The organism is Rhizobium sp. BK376, assembly GCF_004341625.1.
In the GTDB taxonomy this organism is placed as follows: domain Bacteria; phylum Pseudomonadota; class Alphaproteobacteria; order Rhizobiales; family Rhizobiaceae; genus Rhizobium.
Map to the genome: position 1 here is coordinate 1 of NZ_SLZG01000030.1, position 15,189 is coordinate 15,189.

At 57.5% G+C, this 15,189-nt stretch carries 14 protein-coding genes, 1 tRNA gene and 1 pseudogene; 10 read left to right on the forward strand and 6 right to left on the reverse strand.

The features are described 5' to 3' along the window. The first annotated feature begins 370 nt into the window (after nucleotides 1–370). The 5 genes from EV561_RS32210 (at nucleotide 371) to EV561_RS37685 (ending at nucleotide 1,655) form a co-directional block, all read left to right on the forward strand. Nucleotides 371–447 (forward strand) — tRNA-Met (locus EV561_RS32210). Nucleotides 448–603: 156 nt separating this feature from the next. Next, complete coding sequence (locus EV561_RS32215) at nucleotides 604–855, forward strand: transcriptional regulator (protein WP_132527978.1); 252 nt, start codon at nucleotides 604–606, stop codon at nucleotides 853–855. A 2-nt stretch (nucleotides 856–857) separates the two neighbouring features. After that, nucleotides 858–1,223: a type II toxin-antitoxin system RelE/ParE family toxin gene (locus EV561_RS37675; RefSeq protein ID WP_132527979.1), complete on the forward strand. Its 366-nt coding sequence runs from the start codon at nucleotides 858–860 to the stop codon at nucleotides 1,221–1,223. A gap of 18 nt (nucleotides 1,224–1,241) precedes the next feature. After that, on the forward strand, nucleotides 1,242–1,427 hold the full coding sequence (locus tag EV561_RS37680; RefSeq protein ID WP_207910631.1) for a hypothetical protein: 186 nt from the start codon (nucleotides 1,242–1,244) through the stop codon (nucleotides 1,425–1,427). A gap of 36 nt (nucleotides 1,428–1,463) precedes the next feature. Next, nucleotides 1,464–1,655 (forward strand): hypothetical protein, encoded by a 192-nt coding sequence (locus tag EV561_RS37685; protein WP_207910632.1) that lies wholly within the window; start codon nucleotides 1,464–1,466, stop codon nucleotides 1,653–1,655. A gap of 8 nt (nucleotides 1,656–1,663) precedes the next feature. Here the strand turns inward: EV561_RS37685 and EV561_RS32230 are convergent, their stop codons facing one another. Continuing rightward, nucleotides 1,664–2,293 carry a TetR/AcrR family transcriptional regulator gene (locus EV561_RS32230; protein WP_132527981.1) on the reverse strand — a complete coding sequence of 210 codons (630 nt, stop codon included), beginning with the start codon at nucleotides 2,291–2,293 and terminating at the stop codon, nucleotides 1,664–1,666. Between the two features lie 181 nt (nucleotides 2,294–2,474). Here EV561_RS32230 and EV561_RS32235 point away from each other — a divergent pair, with 181 nt between their 5' ends. Both EV561_RS32235 and EV561_RS32240 read left to right on the forward strand, forming a co-directional pair. Beyond that, on the forward strand, nucleotides 2,475–3,335 hold the full coding sequence (locus EV561_RS32235; RefSeq protein ID WP_165927998.1) for an MBL fold metallo-hydrolase: 861 nt from the start codon (nucleotides 2,475–2,477) through the stop codon (nucleotides 3,333–3,335). A 75-nt stretch (nucleotides 3,336–3,410) separates the two neighbouring features. After that, complete coding sequence (locus EV561_RS32240) at nucleotides 3,411–3,953, forward strand: hypothetical protein (protein WP_132527982.1); 543 nt, start codon at nucleotides 3,411–3,413, stop codon at nucleotides 3,951–3,953. 150 nt (nucleotides 3,954–4,103) lie between these two features. On the opposite strand, the gene EV561_RS32245 is transcribed toward EV561_RS32240, so the two are convergent. Further along, the gene (locus EV561_RS32245) at nucleotides 4,104–7,280 is read right to left on the reverse strand and encodes a multidrug efflux RND transporter permease subunit (RefSeq protein ID WP_132527983.1); all 3,177 of its coding nucleotides are present in this window, start codon (nucleotides 7,278–7,280) and stop codon (nucleotides 4,104–4,106) included. Then, nucleotides 7,277–8,449 (reverse strand): efflux RND transporter periplasmic adaptor subunit, encoded by a 1,173-nt coding sequence (locus tag EV561_RS32250; protein ID WP_132527984.1) that lies wholly within the window; start codon nucleotides 8,447–8,449, stop codon nucleotides 7,277–7,279. The genes EV561_RS32245 and EV561_RS32250 overlap by 4 nt, the downstream gene beginning before the upstream one ends. A 680-nt stretch (nucleotides 8,450–9,129) precedes the next feature. Between EV561_RS32250 and EV561_RS32255 the strand changes: the two genes are divergently transcribed. Together EV561_RS32255 and EV561_RS32260 are read left to right on the forward strand one after the other, a co-directional pair. Next, nucleotides 9,130–9,666 (forward strand): YqhA family protein, encoded by a 537-nt coding sequence (locus tag EV561_RS32255; protein WP_132527985.1) that lies wholly within the window; start codon nucleotides 9,130–9,132, stop codon nucleotides 9,664–9,666. Between the two features lie 142 nt (nucleotides 9,667–9,808). Then, nucleotides 9,809–10,915 (forward strand): Fic family protein, encoded by a 1,107-nt coding sequence (locus tag EV561_RS32260; RefSeq protein WP_132527986.1) that lies wholly within the window; start codon nucleotides 9,809–9,811, stop codon nucleotides 10,913–10,915. A 161-nt stretch (nucleotides 10,916–11,076) separates the two neighbouring features. Here EV561_RS32260 and EV561_RS32265 read toward each other — a convergent pair. From EV561_RS32265 to ltnD, 3 genes and pseudogenes are all read right to left on the reverse strand, one after another. Then, a pseudogene (locus tag EV561_RS32265) lies at nucleotides 11,077–11,716 on the reverse strand (glutathione S-transferase family protein). Nucleotides 11,717–12,313: 597 nt separating this feature from the next. Next, entirely contained in the window at nucleotides 12,314–13,081 is a 768-nt protein-coding gene (gene otnI / locus EV561_RS32270; RefSeq protein WP_132527987.1) for a 2-oxo-tetronate isomerase, read from the reverse strand. 2 nt (nucleotides 13,082–13,083) lie between these two features. Then, nucleotides 13,084–13,998 (reverse strand): L-threonate dehydrogenase, encoded by a 915-nt coding sequence (gene ltnD / locus EV561_RS32275; protein WP_132527988.1) that lies wholly within the window; start codon nucleotides 13,996–13,998, stop codon nucleotides 13,084–13,086. A 145-nt stretch (nucleotides 13,999–14,143) separates the two neighbouring features. Between ltnD and EV561_RS32280 the strand changes: the two genes are divergently transcribed. Continuing rightward, a complete protein-coding gene (locus tag EV561_RS32280) occupies nucleotides 14,144–15,181 on the forward strand; it encodes a LacI family DNA-binding transcriptional regulator (protein WP_132528017.1) in 1,038 nt (345 codons plus the stop codon). Nucleotides 15,182–15,189 lie beyond the last annotated feature (8 nt).

Below are 15,189 nucleotides of genomic sequence, written 5' to 3' on the forward strand. Positions count from 1 at the left end.
TCCGAACACGGCCGTGAAACGCCCCTGCGCCCATGGTACTTCGTCTTAAGACGCGGGAGAGTAGGTCGCTGCCAGGTCTGCCAAACGCAACAAACGCATGCGCCGAAGCCGTAAGGCTTCGAAAGCTGCATGCGAAAACAAATAATCTTCTCTGAGCGAAAACGGCCCAAAGCCGATCAAAGGGCCGCTTAAAAGCGGCCTTTTTGCTTTGGGCCTGAGAAAGCCATGAGCCAATTGCTCAAGCAATTGGCTTGGCGCAGAATACGGAAACGTTGAACGGGAGCGACTGCAAAGCAGTCGCCCCGGCAGTCCGACAAACCGCTTTGCGGTTTATCGGGATCGCGACAAATCGCATAGCGATTTGCGCTGGCGCGGGGTGGAGCAGCCCGGTAGCTCGTCAGGCTCATAACCTGAAGGCCGCAGGTTCAAATCCTGCCCCCGCAACCAATACACAGAAATAGCCCGCCCCACGGCGGGCTTTTGCGTTCCAAACAGCCGTTATCCCTGGCGCAGCGGATTTATTCGAAATACGGAGTTTTGTGGAGAATATTGACAATATTTGCTACCGCACCCATACTTAAAAGAGAACGAAAGGATAAACGCATGGCTTCGGGTAGCATTCACGTCAAAGTCAGTGGTGCATTGCAGGATCATATCCAGCAGCAAATTGGCGATGATGGGCTATACGAAAATGCCAGCGAGTATATTCGCGCCTTGATCCGCCGCGACTTGCAAACGCGGGACGAGGCGTGGGAAGCCTTGCAAAAAGAACTGGCGCCCGCAATGCAGGCTAAAGACAGCGAATTCATCGCGGTCTCTGCCGAAGACGTTATTCGCCGTAACAAGCGCCTTTAACCATGGCGGGATATCGCTTTTATCCTCGTGCGGACGCCGCACAGGACAGGATTTGGCGTGATACGTCCGATAGATGGGGCGAAGGACAAGCTGATACCTATATCCGTGGCCTGCATTCTCACCTTGAGCGTCTTTGCAAAAGCCGCCTAGTCTGGCGGAAACTTCCTCAGAAGTTGGCGGTGCCTTCCGATGTGACGAGGAAGGCCTTTTTCAGCCGATATGAACATCACTACGTTTTCTTCCGCGAACTGGACAACGGCGATCTCGGTATGATGAGCATCTTGCATGAGAAGATGGATTTGCCCGTTCGGTTGAGGGAAGACCTGCACGCTTTGCATTCCAAGGATGAGGACGGCGATCAAAGCTAAGGCCAGCGGGTGATAGAAATGGTGGACGAACCCCTTAATGAAACCAAACCTCTTCATACTCTTAACGCACGCGGCAATATCCTGCTTGAGGTAGTGCGCGATCAATTCAAGTTATCCTCGGAGCAGATGCTTCGCGAAATACAGTGGCTTCGCCATGCGGTCGAAGAGGCTCTTGCGGGAAAGGGTATTCGATACGACGATTAGAAAACGCCCCTTTTTCCCGATCGCAAACGGAGGGAGATGGCGCTCGTCTTTGATAGCCGCGCCATAGAGGCGCTGATCAGCCAGTTGGCGCTCGCGCTCCGCCGCCTCTCGATCCTTGCGCTGTTGAACGAGCAATGGTCCGGCTGCAACGAAGGTGGCCAACACGTCCGGCAGCATGGCCGCTGGCCCATATGGGTTCCTGGCACATACGAGGTCGGACTGGATTGATTTTCGGATCAGAGATCGGCGCGCTGTTTCAGGACAAGATCGAATATGGTCGTCTTGAAGTCGAGAAGAGGCTCATCGCGCTTTTCAGCCCGCATGCGCAGCAATGCGCCCTCCCAACTGTTCAACACAAAGCGGGCCAGAAGCGCCGCTGGCAGGCCACGACTGATCGCTCCTTCATCCTGTGCCTGTGCGATACAGTGCTCGAAAAACCGCGTCCACGATCCAAAATGCATCGCAAGCCGCTCGCGCATGAGGACGCTGTGGTCGGCGACCTCGGCGCTGATATTTCCGAGCAGACACCCTCTCACGAAGCCAGCCGCCCTGAATGCCTCGATCCTGTCGTCAAAATAACCGGCCAAACGGGCGAGTGGGGCAATTGACGCATCGCAAAGCATGCTGCGCAGCTTGTCCTCATTGCGATCAAAATAGGCGTCGAGGACTTCGACGCCGAAAACCTCTTTGCTGGCGAAGTGATTGTAGAACGATCCCTTGGGGACGCCGACACTCTCGGCAATGCCCTGAACACCCGTCGCGGCATATCCGTCGGTGTGAAACATCCCCAAACCCGCCTGAACGAGATTGTCGCGCGTCCCAAGCTTCGGTTTTGGACCCCTTCGGCCAGTTGACGAAGATTTCATTCAATACATCCTTGACTAATTAATTCTGACCGGTCACCTCATGATTATTAGCACCCCGTAAGCCTGTGTCAAGAAATGCCTTTTGGCGCGGATCATCTCACCCTGCCCGACGCATAACTGCGCAGCCGGATCCGCGCCATTCGACGCGATAATCCATCCTTCTCAAATTATGGAGAAAAACATGACCTCAGCCTTAGATGATGGACTTTCCTGGAGCACGCTCAACATCAAGCGGTCAGGTCTGAGCCGCGATGTACCGCCCGGCCACGAAGAGCTGATGTGGGTGGCGAATTCATCAACGCTGATCTACGGCGAACGCGACGCCATCCTGGTCGACACCTTCCTTACTACCGAACAGACACAGACGCTGTCGGATTGGGTGGCCGCTACTGGCAAAAATCTGACGGCCATCTACATCACTCACGGGCATGGCGATCACTTCTTTGGACTGGCGCCACTCCTCGAACGCTTTCCGAATGCCAGGGCCGTCGCAACGCCAGCCGTGGTCGAGGCCATGCACGAGCATCTGTCGCCGGCCTCGGTCGAGAACTTCTGGCGCAGGCTGTTTCCAGGTCAGATCCCCGACCGGCTGCTTGCGGCCGAACCGCTGGACAACAATGAACTGGAGCTGGAAGGGCACAAGCTTGTGGCAATGAACGCCGGGCGGACCGATACGGCGGTGTCGACATGCCTCTATGTTCCGTCGGCGGGGCTGATCGTCGGCGGTGACGTCGTCTATAACGGCGTTCACCTCTATCTCGGCGAAACCACGACCGAAAGCCGGGTCGAATGGATTTCGGCGCTGGATCGGCTCGACGGCCTTGCTCCCCGCACGGTTATCGCAGGGCACAAGGTGCCGGAAAATCCTGACGATCCATGCATCATCAATGAGACGCGGCAATATATCCGCGACTTCAATCGCTTGAACGAGGCAACAAAGACCGCCCGCGAACTCTATGACGCAATGCTGCAGCTCTATCCCAATCGGGTCAACGTCGGCTCGCTTTGGGGAGCCGCAAACATCGCCAAGAAGCAGGCTTGAGGCCGGAGACGGGACGGTCGTCTTAACCGGCGGTCGTCATCCAGCAGGCACATCAATTCTAACAGAGGATATCCAATGCAGAAAATGCTCCTTGCCGCCGCCTTCACTTTGGCAACCGTCTTTCCAGGCTTCGCGACCGTCGCTTCGGCAACCAACCAGGACCCACTGGACGCCCGCACCATCGACACGATCGAAGCACGCTTCAGCAAGCTCATGGAACTGGCGAACAAGCACGACATCAAGGGCCTGCACACGATGTTTTGGCAGTCGCCTTCCGCTCTTCTGGTCGCAAAGAGCGCCATACCATCCGAAGGCAACTGGGCAGGCTTCTGGGGCAACGATGCGATCGATCAGAAACTGCATGACATTGCGGCCTCCGGCCCTGTCGTGCTGACACCCGATCTGTCCAAACTCAAGGTCGTCGGGCTGACTCCGGATATCGCCGAGTCCTACGCTCCAATGAATATTACCGTGTCCTATGCTGGACAGGACGGGACCCCAAAACCCTTCCTGATGATCATCAATTGGAAGAAGATCGCGAAGGACTGGAAGGTCGCCTCCGAAATCATCCTCCCAGTGCCGCCGACCCCCGTATCTAGGGACGCTCAGCAAGGATAGCACGCCCTTTTGTGCGGTGTTCGGTCACTCACGAACTATGTGAGCTTGGCTGAAGATATCAAGCGAACTCGAAATCTCATTGAGGAGTGTCAAAGAGGCCGCCGCCCGGTGGCTCCGGGGTTCGAAATGCGGTCGAAATCCGGCGTCGTTTCACCCGAGCATCCCCTTGTCCGAAGGGGGTGCCGCGGTGGTTCCGGTGTTCGGCTGCGGGTGCGCGGCCCCGAACAGTCTCAGCTTGACGATCTCCCTCACTGTCTGAACGAAGATATAAAGCAGCGGAATGATGAGAAGGCCCACGATCGTTCCGAGCAACAGTCCGCCAAGGACGGTTACGCCGATTGCCTGGCGGCTGCCTGCTCCCGCACCGGTCGCCACCACCAGTGGCACCACGCCCAATATGGATGCCATTGCCGTCATCAATACCGGCCTGAAGCGCTGCGACGTTCCCTCGGTTGCCGCTTCCATGACGCTGAAGCCTTCTTCCCGGCGCTCCTTGGCGAATTCCACGATGAGGATGGCGTTCTTTGCTGCCAGCCCGATCAGCAGCAGCAGGCCGATCTGCGCGTAGATGTTAAGATCGATGCCGCCGATCGCCAGGCCGGCCAAGGCTCCGAGAACTGCGACTGTTACAGACATCATCACCGCCAGCGGGACACTCCAGCTTTCATATTGGGCAACGAGGAACAGATAGGTGAAAATGATCCCCATGATCAGGATGATGATGGTCTGTCCGCCAGCTTGCTTTTCCTGAAGAGCCAGTCCCGTCCATTGAAATCCGAAGCCTGGCGGCAGCTTTTCGGCGGCAAGCGTTTCCATGGCGTCGAGGGCGTCCCCGGTGCTCGCTCCTGGCGCAGCCTGCCCGTTGATTGCGGCGGAGGGGAAAAGATTGTAGCGGTTGACCGAGTTCGGCCCGTAGATGGTCGAGATGGAGACCATTCCCTGCAGCGGAACCAGGTCGCCCGACTGGCTTCGCACCCTCAGCCGCTGGATGTCTTCGATGCGCGTCCGGAAATTCGGTTCATCCTGAATGCGAACCTGGTAAACACGCGAGAATATGTTGAAGTCATCGACATAGGCCGATCCGTGATGCGCTTGCAGCGCGCTGAAGATCGTCGCCGGAGAAACGCCGAAAAGCTCGGCACGGCGGCGATCGATGTCTAGATAGATCTGCGGCGCGTCTGCCGAAAACGTGCTGAAGACGCCTGTCAGTTGCTTTGTCTGATTGGCCGCGATGATCAAGCCGCGCATCACTTCGGCGAGTTCTTCCTGGCTTTGCCCGGCACGAGCCTGGAGGCGGAAGTCGAAGCCGCCGGTCGTGCCGAGACCGGGTATCGCTGGCGGATTGAAGGGCACGATCGACGCGGAAGAAATCCTGCTGAACTCCCCACGCAGCCGGTTCATGATCGCAAAGACGCTCTGATCCGAGCCGCGCTCGCTCCACGGCTTCAGCGCCGAGATGACCATTGCGGAATTCGAGCCACCACCACCGATCATGCTCGTTCCGGCGATGGCGATGGTATTGGCAACGCCTGGTGTCCGCTGAAGCACGGAGGTGACTGTCGCGATCGTCTGCTGCGTGCGCTCCAGGGACGCGGAATCCGGCAATTGCACATTCATGAACAGATAGCCCTGGTCTTCAGATGGCACAAAGCCCACGGGCAGAATGCGATAGAAGCCGAAGATGCCGACCACGATCACGGCAAGAACCAGCAGGCTAAGGGCAATCCTGCGGGCGAATACCGCCAGCAAACGTAGGTAAAACCGTCTCGATGCATCGAGCCCCGCGTTTATCTTGCCGAAAATTCGCGACCGGCCCGCCTGCGCCGGCCGTAGGATCAGGACGCAGAGCGCTGGACTGAGCGTCAGCGCATTGATCGTCGAGAAGGTGATGGTGATTAGAATGGTAACCGCGAACTGCCGGTAAAGTTCACCGGTTATGCCGGCGAGGAAGGCAACGGGCACGAAGAGGGCGGCCAGCACCAGGGTCGTGGCGACGATCGGCCCCGTGACCTGGCTCATGGTGCGCAACGTCGCCTCGCGCACGTCGACACCGGCCTCGCTCATGATGCGCTGCACGTTTTCCACCACGATGATCGCATCATCAACAACCAGGCTGATTGCGAGTATCATGGCGAAAAGTGTGATCGTATTCGCCGAATAGCCCATGAGGTAGAGCACGGCGAAGCCACCGACCAGGGAAACGGGTATCGTCAGCGTCGGGATAATCGTCGCACGCCAGTCCTGCAGGAATAAAAACACAACGGCCACGACGAGCGCGAAGGTGATCGCAAGCGTGACGAAAATCTCATGGATCGTTTGTCGAACGAAAGCGGTCGTATCGAAGACGACCGTATATGCGACATCATCGGGAAACTGTTTCGACAAGGTCTCCAGTTCGCCAAGAACGGCGTTCGATACGGCCAGCGCATTGGCATCGGCCGATTGATAAACGACGACCGTCGCGCTGGGCTTGCCGTTCAGGGTCGACGTCGTATCGTAGGATTCCGCGCCTAGTTCGACACGTGCGACATCACGGAGATGAACGATCGCTCCATCCTTGTTGGTGCGGATGATGATGTCGCCGAACTCCGTTGCATCAGCAAGCCTTCCGCGCGCCATGACCGTCAACTGCAGCTGCTGGCCGGCGGGCGACGGGGGAGAGCCCAGTTGACCGGCCGACGCCTGCGCGTTCTGGGCCTGGATGGCGGCGGTGAGGTCCGAGGCAGTGACGCCGAGAGCCTGCATGCGATCGGGGTTCATCCAGATACGAATGCTGTAGGCCGGACCAAACACGCTCGCCTCGCCAACGCCCGGCAGACGCGCGATCGCGTCCCTTATGTTGATCATCGCGTAATTGCTGATGAAGACGTCGTCCTTGGTGCCTTTCGGCGAATAAATCGCAAAGCCGAGCAGCATGCTGGACGAACGAGTTCTGACCGAGACACCTGTCTGGGTGACGGCGGCGGGTAGTCGCGGCGATGCCAGCGCCACGCGGTTTTGCACGTTGACCTGTGCAATGTCCGGATCCGTGCCCGCCGCGAATGTCACCGTCAGGCTATAGGTGCCGTTATTGGTACTCGATGACGACATGTAGAGCATGTTGTCGACGCCGTTCACCTGATCCTCGATCGGTGCCGCGACACTGTCGGTCATGACGCTTGCATTCGCCCCGGGATAGCTCGCCGTCACCTGCACTTCAGGCGGCGTGATCTGCGGAAACTGCGCGACTGGGATCAGGAGGAGTGAGACTCCGCCCGCGATCATCATCACGATTGCGATGACCATCGCGAATCTCGGCCTGGCAATGAAGTGCGCCGATATGTTCATTGCGCTGAGCCTGATTGCGATGCGGTGGGCGCGAGCGAAAGCACGCTGCTATCGGTTGGAGAGACGTCAACGGGATTGATGACCACGCCTTCAGAGACGTTCTGAAAGCCCTCGACTATCAGTTTTTCACCGCCTTTCAGGCCATCGTCCACTGCCCAATTGCCGCCGACCTGTTGGGAGACCTTTATTCGTCGCAGCTCGACGGCATTCTTCTCGTTGACCAACAGGACGAACTTGCCTTCACGATCCTGCTGCACTGCCCCCAACGGCACAACCGGGCGCAGCGTCTTTTCCGCCTCCGATATGAGGACGGTGACGAACTGGCCTGGAATAAGAAGGGCATCCGGATTGGGAAACAGCGTTCGAATCGGAAGCGTTCCCGTCGCCGGGTCGATTTCATTGCCGAAGAATTCGATTTTTCCCGGCTGCTTGTACGGCTGGCCGTTCGAGAGCCGCAGCGTGGGCCGATAGCGGCTGGCGAGTTCCTCCTTGCCGATATCACCGGCCGCCGCGCGCAGTTCAAGGATGGATTTGTCGCTCACGGAAAATACCACGCGGATCGGATCGATCTCGACGACCCGCGCAAGCGCCGTCGAACTGCCGCTGACGAAGCTTCCCACAGACAGTTCCGCTGCCCCGATGCGGCCGTCGATCGGCGAGGTTATTCGGGCGTAGCTGAGATTGAGCTCGGCCTGGTCAACGCGTGTTTGTGCCGACGACAGGTTTGCCTGCCCGGTCTCAACCGCCGCTTGGCTTTCTTCCAACGTCGCGCGCGTTACGGTCTGGCCGGTCAGCGACTGATTTCTAGCAACGCGGCGTTGGGCGTCGTCCAAGGTCGCCTGGGCGCTCGCAAGCGCTGCCTTGGCGTCCGCCAGCGATATCTCGAGTGATCGTTTGTCCATCAGGAAAAGATCCTGATCCTTTTTGACCAGTTGACCTTCGTCAAAAAGACGTTCGTCCAGAAAGCCTTCGATCCGTGAACGGATATCGACGGAATTGACCGCCTCCACGCGACCGACGAATTCATGCGTCGGCGAAACATCTTGAACCGGAACATTGAAGACGCCCACGGAAGGCCCGGCCTCTGCTGTGGCGCTCTTCGGTGCGGACATCAACGTGGCCGATAATATTATGAGGCATACCGATCGAATCCGACGTCGCACTTTCATCGACCAGTCTCCACCTGAACCGAGATATTTCTCAAGTCGACACGTATGGAAACAGTCTGACGCGGAAAATTAGTATATATTCAAATACTACTGCTAGTCGTTGAAATCGGCAAGCCGTCAGCGATGGCCCTATTGTTGGAGTCGGAGCCTTGTAGATGTGGACCGGATGTGGGGCAGTTTGGAAGCGGCCTGGACGGCCGTTTCGGAGAAAGCGCCGCCTGTCGTTTCCTGCCCTTGTTCGGGCAAAAAAGCTTCTCGGTTACGCGCGTATCTCGTTGGATTCCCCAAAGATTTTCCCGGCTGAGCTCTGGGGGCCAGGAGAAGGAGGTGAGATGGGTCGTCAATAATTTCAACCAGATGCTGGAAGATGGTGTCCTCCATCTCCTATCGGTCAACGTCTTCATAAGAACACCCAACCCGCCTCTGCCGTATTTACTTTCAGTTGACGTCGTCGGAGATTTTCAACCGGCTTGTTTTTGTGATGTGCGATCGTAAGCTCAGCTGGGCAGCAGTTGTTCGACAATGCTGTCCTCGCCACTCTTGCTGCAAACGATCGCTTCGATTTCCGTGCCGTCATTGCCTTTGCCCAGGCGGCTCTTAGTCGATCGGAGCTGCAGATTGCTGGTGTTCAGCCATGACGGCAGCGCCGCCGGGAAGCATGAAGCTCGATTGGAGAAAACATGATATACCTCCTGCTGAAGTTGCGCTTCGTCATGGCGCTTGCATCCATAGGCGTCATCGCGGCTGCGGCTTTGATGTTCTGGGAAGGACTTCTGACACTATGGCATGCCTTCGCATATGTAAGGACCGACCCGGATCTTGCAGTCATTGCGGCCGTTATGCGAGCGACGGATAAGCTGCTGTTTGCCATCGTCCTCGTCATCTTCGGCTGCGCCATCGCGCTTGGTTTTCTTGTTGATCTGTCGCCGAAGCAACGCGCTGCACTGCCAGGCTGGATGATTATCGACAGCGTTGCCGAACTCAAAAACCTCTTCATCCAGATGATCATACTTTATCTCGTGGTCCATTTTGCCACGCTCGTGGCCGAGACAGATCAGATGCTCCAGTGGAACGCGCTGGTCCTGCCCGCCTCCATTCTGCTGTTGGCCGGCGCAATGAGACTGATCGCCAGTGCGCCTGGCCACGGTGGTCATGGTGAGGTCAACACTGCTCCTGAAAGATCGCGTGCTTCCATCAATGAGCCGGGTGACTCGTAAATATCGCTTAGGTCATTGCTTCGTCGCCATGCGGTTGATCCACTCGAAGAGCAAGCGTCGGCTGTCGACTGAGCAATAGAGAAGCTTGTAATACCTCATTAAGAGCTGTATTTTTGAGTTATAGAAAAGGTATCTATAACTCATGCAGTGGAACTGGCAGCACGCCGATTGGCCAAATTTCAAATACGATGCTGAGAGCATGGCCTCCATGGAGCAGAAATTTCTGCAGTCATCCGGTGAGGTAATCGGTGCAGTTCGGCATTTCAACGAGGACGATGGTCGTCAGCTCCGAATAGAGTTGTTGAGCGACGAGGCTATTAAAACCTCTGAGATTGAAGGCGAATTCCTCGATCGCGCAAGCGTCCAGTCGTCGCTGCGTCGACAGTTTGGACTCGATACAGATGATCGGCCAGTTCGACCCCAGGAGCGTGGGATCGCGGAGATGATGGCAGATGTCTATCAAAATTGGGCTGCTGAATTGCACCACGAGGAGCTTTTCCGCTGGCAGTCGATGCTGATGGCCGGAAATCGGCATATCGACACGATAGGCGCCTATCGCAGTCATGCAGATGCAATGCAGATAGTGTCAGGTCGGCTGGACAAGCCGGTAATCCACTTCGAAGCGCCCGCATCCCGTCAGGTAGGCACAGAGATGGAGCATTTCGTTGCGTGGTTCAATCGATCCGGACCAGATGGGCAGTTCCCGCTGCAGGCATTGACGCGCGCGGCCATCGGACATCTCTATTTCGAGAGCATACATCCTTTTGAGGACGGCAACGGGCGAATTGGCCGAGCTTTAGCCGAGAAGTCCTTGGCTCAAAACATCGGACAGCCAAGCTTGATTTCCCTCGCTTTCACGATCGAGAAGAGTCGAAAAGCCTACTATTTGGAATTGGAACGTCATCAGAAAACACTCGATATCACCGGGTGGATCATCTATTTTTCACAGACAATCCTTGAAGCCCAGCAAACAACCATCGGGCGAATTACCTTCTTCATTCAAAAGGCAAAGTTTTATGACCGATTCCGGGGCCGGTTTAATGACCGGCAAGAAAAGGTCATCGCGCGCATCTTCAAGGAAGGTATTGCAGGCTTCAAAGGCGGGCTGAGTGCGGAGAACTATATTTCGATCACAGCCACATCTCGGGCAACGGCGACACGCGACCTGCAGCAACTTGTAGAGATTGGCGCCCTCACGCGCATCGGGGAGCGTCGACATACACGTTACACCCTGCAACTTCAAAATTAGGACGCTCAAGAAACCAATGACAGATCAGGCGAGGGTGGAGCTTTTGGCCAGATGCACCACCGCCCTTCAATTCATCCAACATAGATCCAACTGCCACCGGTACAGAGTGCCGGCCAGACCGGGAAGGGGTTTCCTGAGCGGACATTTCCTGCAGGTTCGTGTCAAATGGGAAGAGGGGGCAGATCGGGGGCATGCAATTTCTTGAACGGGTCCCTCCAGGCGTCGATCCGGTTTAGTCGATCAGACCAGCGTTGTATGGAGGGGTATTCCGCGATGGGGAGGCGCGCCGTGTCGTTAAAGGGCAAAAAGGTCGCCATACGAAAATCGGCAAAAGATATCATGTCGCCCAGAAGCCACGGCTGATCGGAAAGTTCTCTTTCGAGAATCGCTGCCGCCTTGTGGAATTGGCCCAGACCCTCTTCAACCATCGTGTCGTCACAGGGCCCGATCCCGTAGCGCGGTTTTGTGCCGCGCTCCCAGTGGACGATGTCACATGCCTTCATGAAGTTCTCTTTCGCCCAACTGATCCAGCGGATCATTTCCGGTTCGTCTTCGTCAGTTCGCCAGAAGTTCGAGCCGGCGTGCCGTGATAGCCAGCAAGCAATCGCATCGGTTTCCCAAAGTGCGCGCCGACGCATGCTCCAGGATCGGCAAAAGAAGGTTTGGATTGGGCGGACGATATCGCTCCGATTGGCCTGGGGCCATTGGCTCGGCGAACTGGAACTCGATCTCCGTGTCCAAAAGGCGCGCTACCGCGACTGCGAGGCGCGGATTTGGGTTTCTGCTGAAATGCAATTTCATTTGGTTTCCTCCAGTGCACCCAAAGGAGTCGAACGGAGAATTCATTATTCGACAGCACAGAATAAAAAATTCAAAGAGATTCCGGATTGCGCCGACACATCCCTCAATCGATCAAAACAGAGATGCAGCGGGCTCTCGAAAAAGCATGGAGCGGGAGCTCAGGGACGCTTGGCGTCATCAAGATTGCCGGCGCCGGTTGATCTCGTCATGCGCAAGAATGCATAGGACGTCTTGCTGAAGGAGGCGGCCTCGATTGTTGCCGATCAGGCGGATCTCCGGAAAACGCGTCCATGCCTGCCGATCAGCAGTCGCGAAATGCCGGCGGAAAATAGTACCCCTCGCGGTCCATCACGACCCGAGTAATGTCTTTTGTTCCGTCATCGTCGCAGGCGAGAGCGGTCCCTTGGGAAGTGCTTCGGTGTTCTCCTGAGCCTGCTTCGTGTTTCGGAAGCCGGGGATTGGGAGGGTGTTGGGCGAGATGGCCTAGATCCATCCGAGGCGCAGCCAGGCCGCGTCCGAGCTGCGCACGTCATCGTCCGAAGCTTGACTTGGTCAAACTTGCCGGGGAGCAATCCCATCGCGAGCGGCCACGGTTGATCAAATCGACTTCATCCAGCCGAGCCCTTCCTCTGTGATCCCGGCCGGCCGGTATTCGCATCCCACATAGCCTTGGTAGCCAATCGCATCGATGTCAGCGAGGATAACGCTGTCGTTGAGTTCGCCCGTCGTCGGTTCGTTGCGTGTCGGGACCGCCGCGATCTGGATATGACCGATTTTCGGCGCCATCCTCCTCAAAGCCATAAGGACATCGCCGTGCAGGATCTGGCGGTGATAGATGTCGAATTGCAGGCGCACATTCGGGTGGCCGAGATCATCAATCAGCCTCAGTGCGCGCTCGAAGTGATTGAGGAAGTAGCCCGGCATATCGCGCCCGTTGATCGGTTCGATGACGAGGCCGATGCCCGCTGCCGCCGTGGCGTCCGCTGCCCGTTGCAGGTTGTCGCGATAACATGCCGCCGCCAGGGGATCGTCCCATGGGGCGTTGCCTGCCATCATGTGCAGAAGTGGCGTCCCGATGGCCTTGCCGTAGGAAATCGACGTCGAAAGCGCCGTGGCGAATTCTTCGCGGCGATCCGGGAGGCTGGCGAGACCGCGGTCGCCTGCAGCCCAGTTGCCGGGAGGCATGTTGAAAAGCGCTTGTTTCAGCCCCGCAGCGGCAAGTGTTTCGGTGATCAACTCCGCAGGATGATCATAGGGAAAGAGGTATTCGACGGCGGTGAAGCCGGCACTGGCCGCCGCTTGGAACCGCTCAAGAAACGGGCGCTCGGTAAACATCATCGACAAATTGGCAGCGAACTTCGGCATTCTCAGATCTCCTCCGACATTCCTGGCAGTTCAAGCCCGGTGATCTTGGCGAGCAGCCTGGCGACCGAGCTGTCATCATCTCGCCCCATGCCTGCTGCTTCGGTCATGACGAACAATTGCAATGCGGCAGCCGTGATCGGTAGGGGAAATTTCTGCTTGCGCCCGATATCGGAAACAATGCCGAGGTCCTTGGTGAAGATCGACACCGCGCTGTGCGGCGCGTAGTCGCCGGCAAGGACATGCGGTATGCGGTTCTCGAACATCCAGCTGTTGCCTGCCGATTTCGTTATCACATCGAAAACGCGCGAAATATCGAGATCAAGGCTCTTGGCAAAGGTGATTGCCTCACAGGCAGCAGCAATATGGACGCCGGCCAGCAACTGGTTGACGATCTTGAATGAGGAGCCAATGCCCGGTTTATCCCCGAGTTCATAAACCGTCCCAGCCATCGCATCGAGGGCAGGACGAGCAGCCGAGAAGGCGTGAGGCGATCCGGAGGCCATGAACGTCAGTTCACCTAAGGCAGCCTTCTTCGAGCCGCCACTGATCGGACCGTCCAGATAGAGCAGACCGGCTTCCTCGACGCGTGACGCGAATTCTTTCGCCTCGGCGGGCGAAATCGTCGCGCAGGAAACGATCACGCTCCCGGGCCTCATGGAAGAGACGATGCCGTCATCCCCGAAGAGCACCGTTTCGGTCTGAGCCGCATTGACGACAACGACCACCGCGATGTCGGCCCCATTTGCGGCATCTCTTGGCGCGGTCGTCGCGACGCCGCCATCCGTCTCAAGCGCATGCAGGGCATTCGGATTGATGTCGAAGCCGCGCACCGTGAACCCCGCTCGAAGTGCCGAGCGCGCCATTCCGAGCCCCATGGAGCCGAGACCGACAACAGCAACAGTCAATTGGTGCACCATTCCGGCAACCCCTTTCTTATTCGTCGAAACAAGGACACTTGAGATTATCTCAGCGCTAACATCACTTTCAAACCATATCCTCTTGATGGGATCAAGGAAAATATGTTAGCGCTGAGATATGGACGACACCGTGACGCATTTTGCGATGGATCGGCGGATTATTGAGGAAGTGGAAGCTTTGACACCGACAGGGACGCCGAAGCTCGCAGATGTCGCGCGGCTGGCCAATGTCAGCGAAAACACGGCGTCGCGGGTCGTTCGCAACAAGGGTTTCATTGCAGCCGAGACCAGGCAACGCGTCAACGAGGCGATCGAAAAGCTCGGCTACGTGCCTAACCGCGCGGCCGGCTCGCTGGCGTCGTCTTCCTCGATGATAATCGGGGTGATCCTTCCGTCGCTGTCGAATATCGTGTTTGCCGAGGTGCTGCACGGGATCCACGCCGGTCTTGCAGGCACCCCCTACCAGCCGATGATCGGCGTCACCGATTATGGCCTCGTCAAGGAACAGCAGCTCATTTCCTCACTGCTCGCCTGGCAACCAGCCGCGATCGTCACGACAGGGCTCGAACATACCGATGCGGCGCGGGGAATGTTGGAAGCGAGCAAAGTTCGCATCGCCGAGTTGATGGACATCGACAATCGGCCGATCGATCTTGCCGTCGGTCTTTCCAATCGCGAGGCGGGAAGGGCGATTGCCCGCCATCTGATGCAGCGCGGCTATTCGAAGATCGCCTATGTCGGCCACGACTGGCTTGCCGACCGCCGCTCTCACGCCCGCTACCTCGGCCTGTGCGAGGGCCTCAGCGAAAAGGGGCTGGATCTGGTCGCAGAAAACAGGATCGACGGGCCGAGTTCCGCCCTGTCAGGACGCGAGGCACTGGCGCGCCTTCTCGTTGACGGCGCCGATATCGAGGCGGTCGCCTTTTCCAACGACGACATGGCGGTCGGCGGCTTCATGCACTGCCTGGCAGCCGACATTCCCGTGCCGGACAAGCTCGCCCTCTTCGGCTTCAACGGCCTGGAGATTGGTCAGGCGCTTCCCAAGCCGCTGTCGACCGTTCTTTCCAATCGCTTCGCCATCGGCAAAGCCGCGGTCGAGCACCTGCTCGAAAGCGCAGAGCGCAGCGATCCGCCGAGAGTCATCGATACCGGATTTTCCATCATCGAAGGGGCGACCGCCTAGGGCGCTCG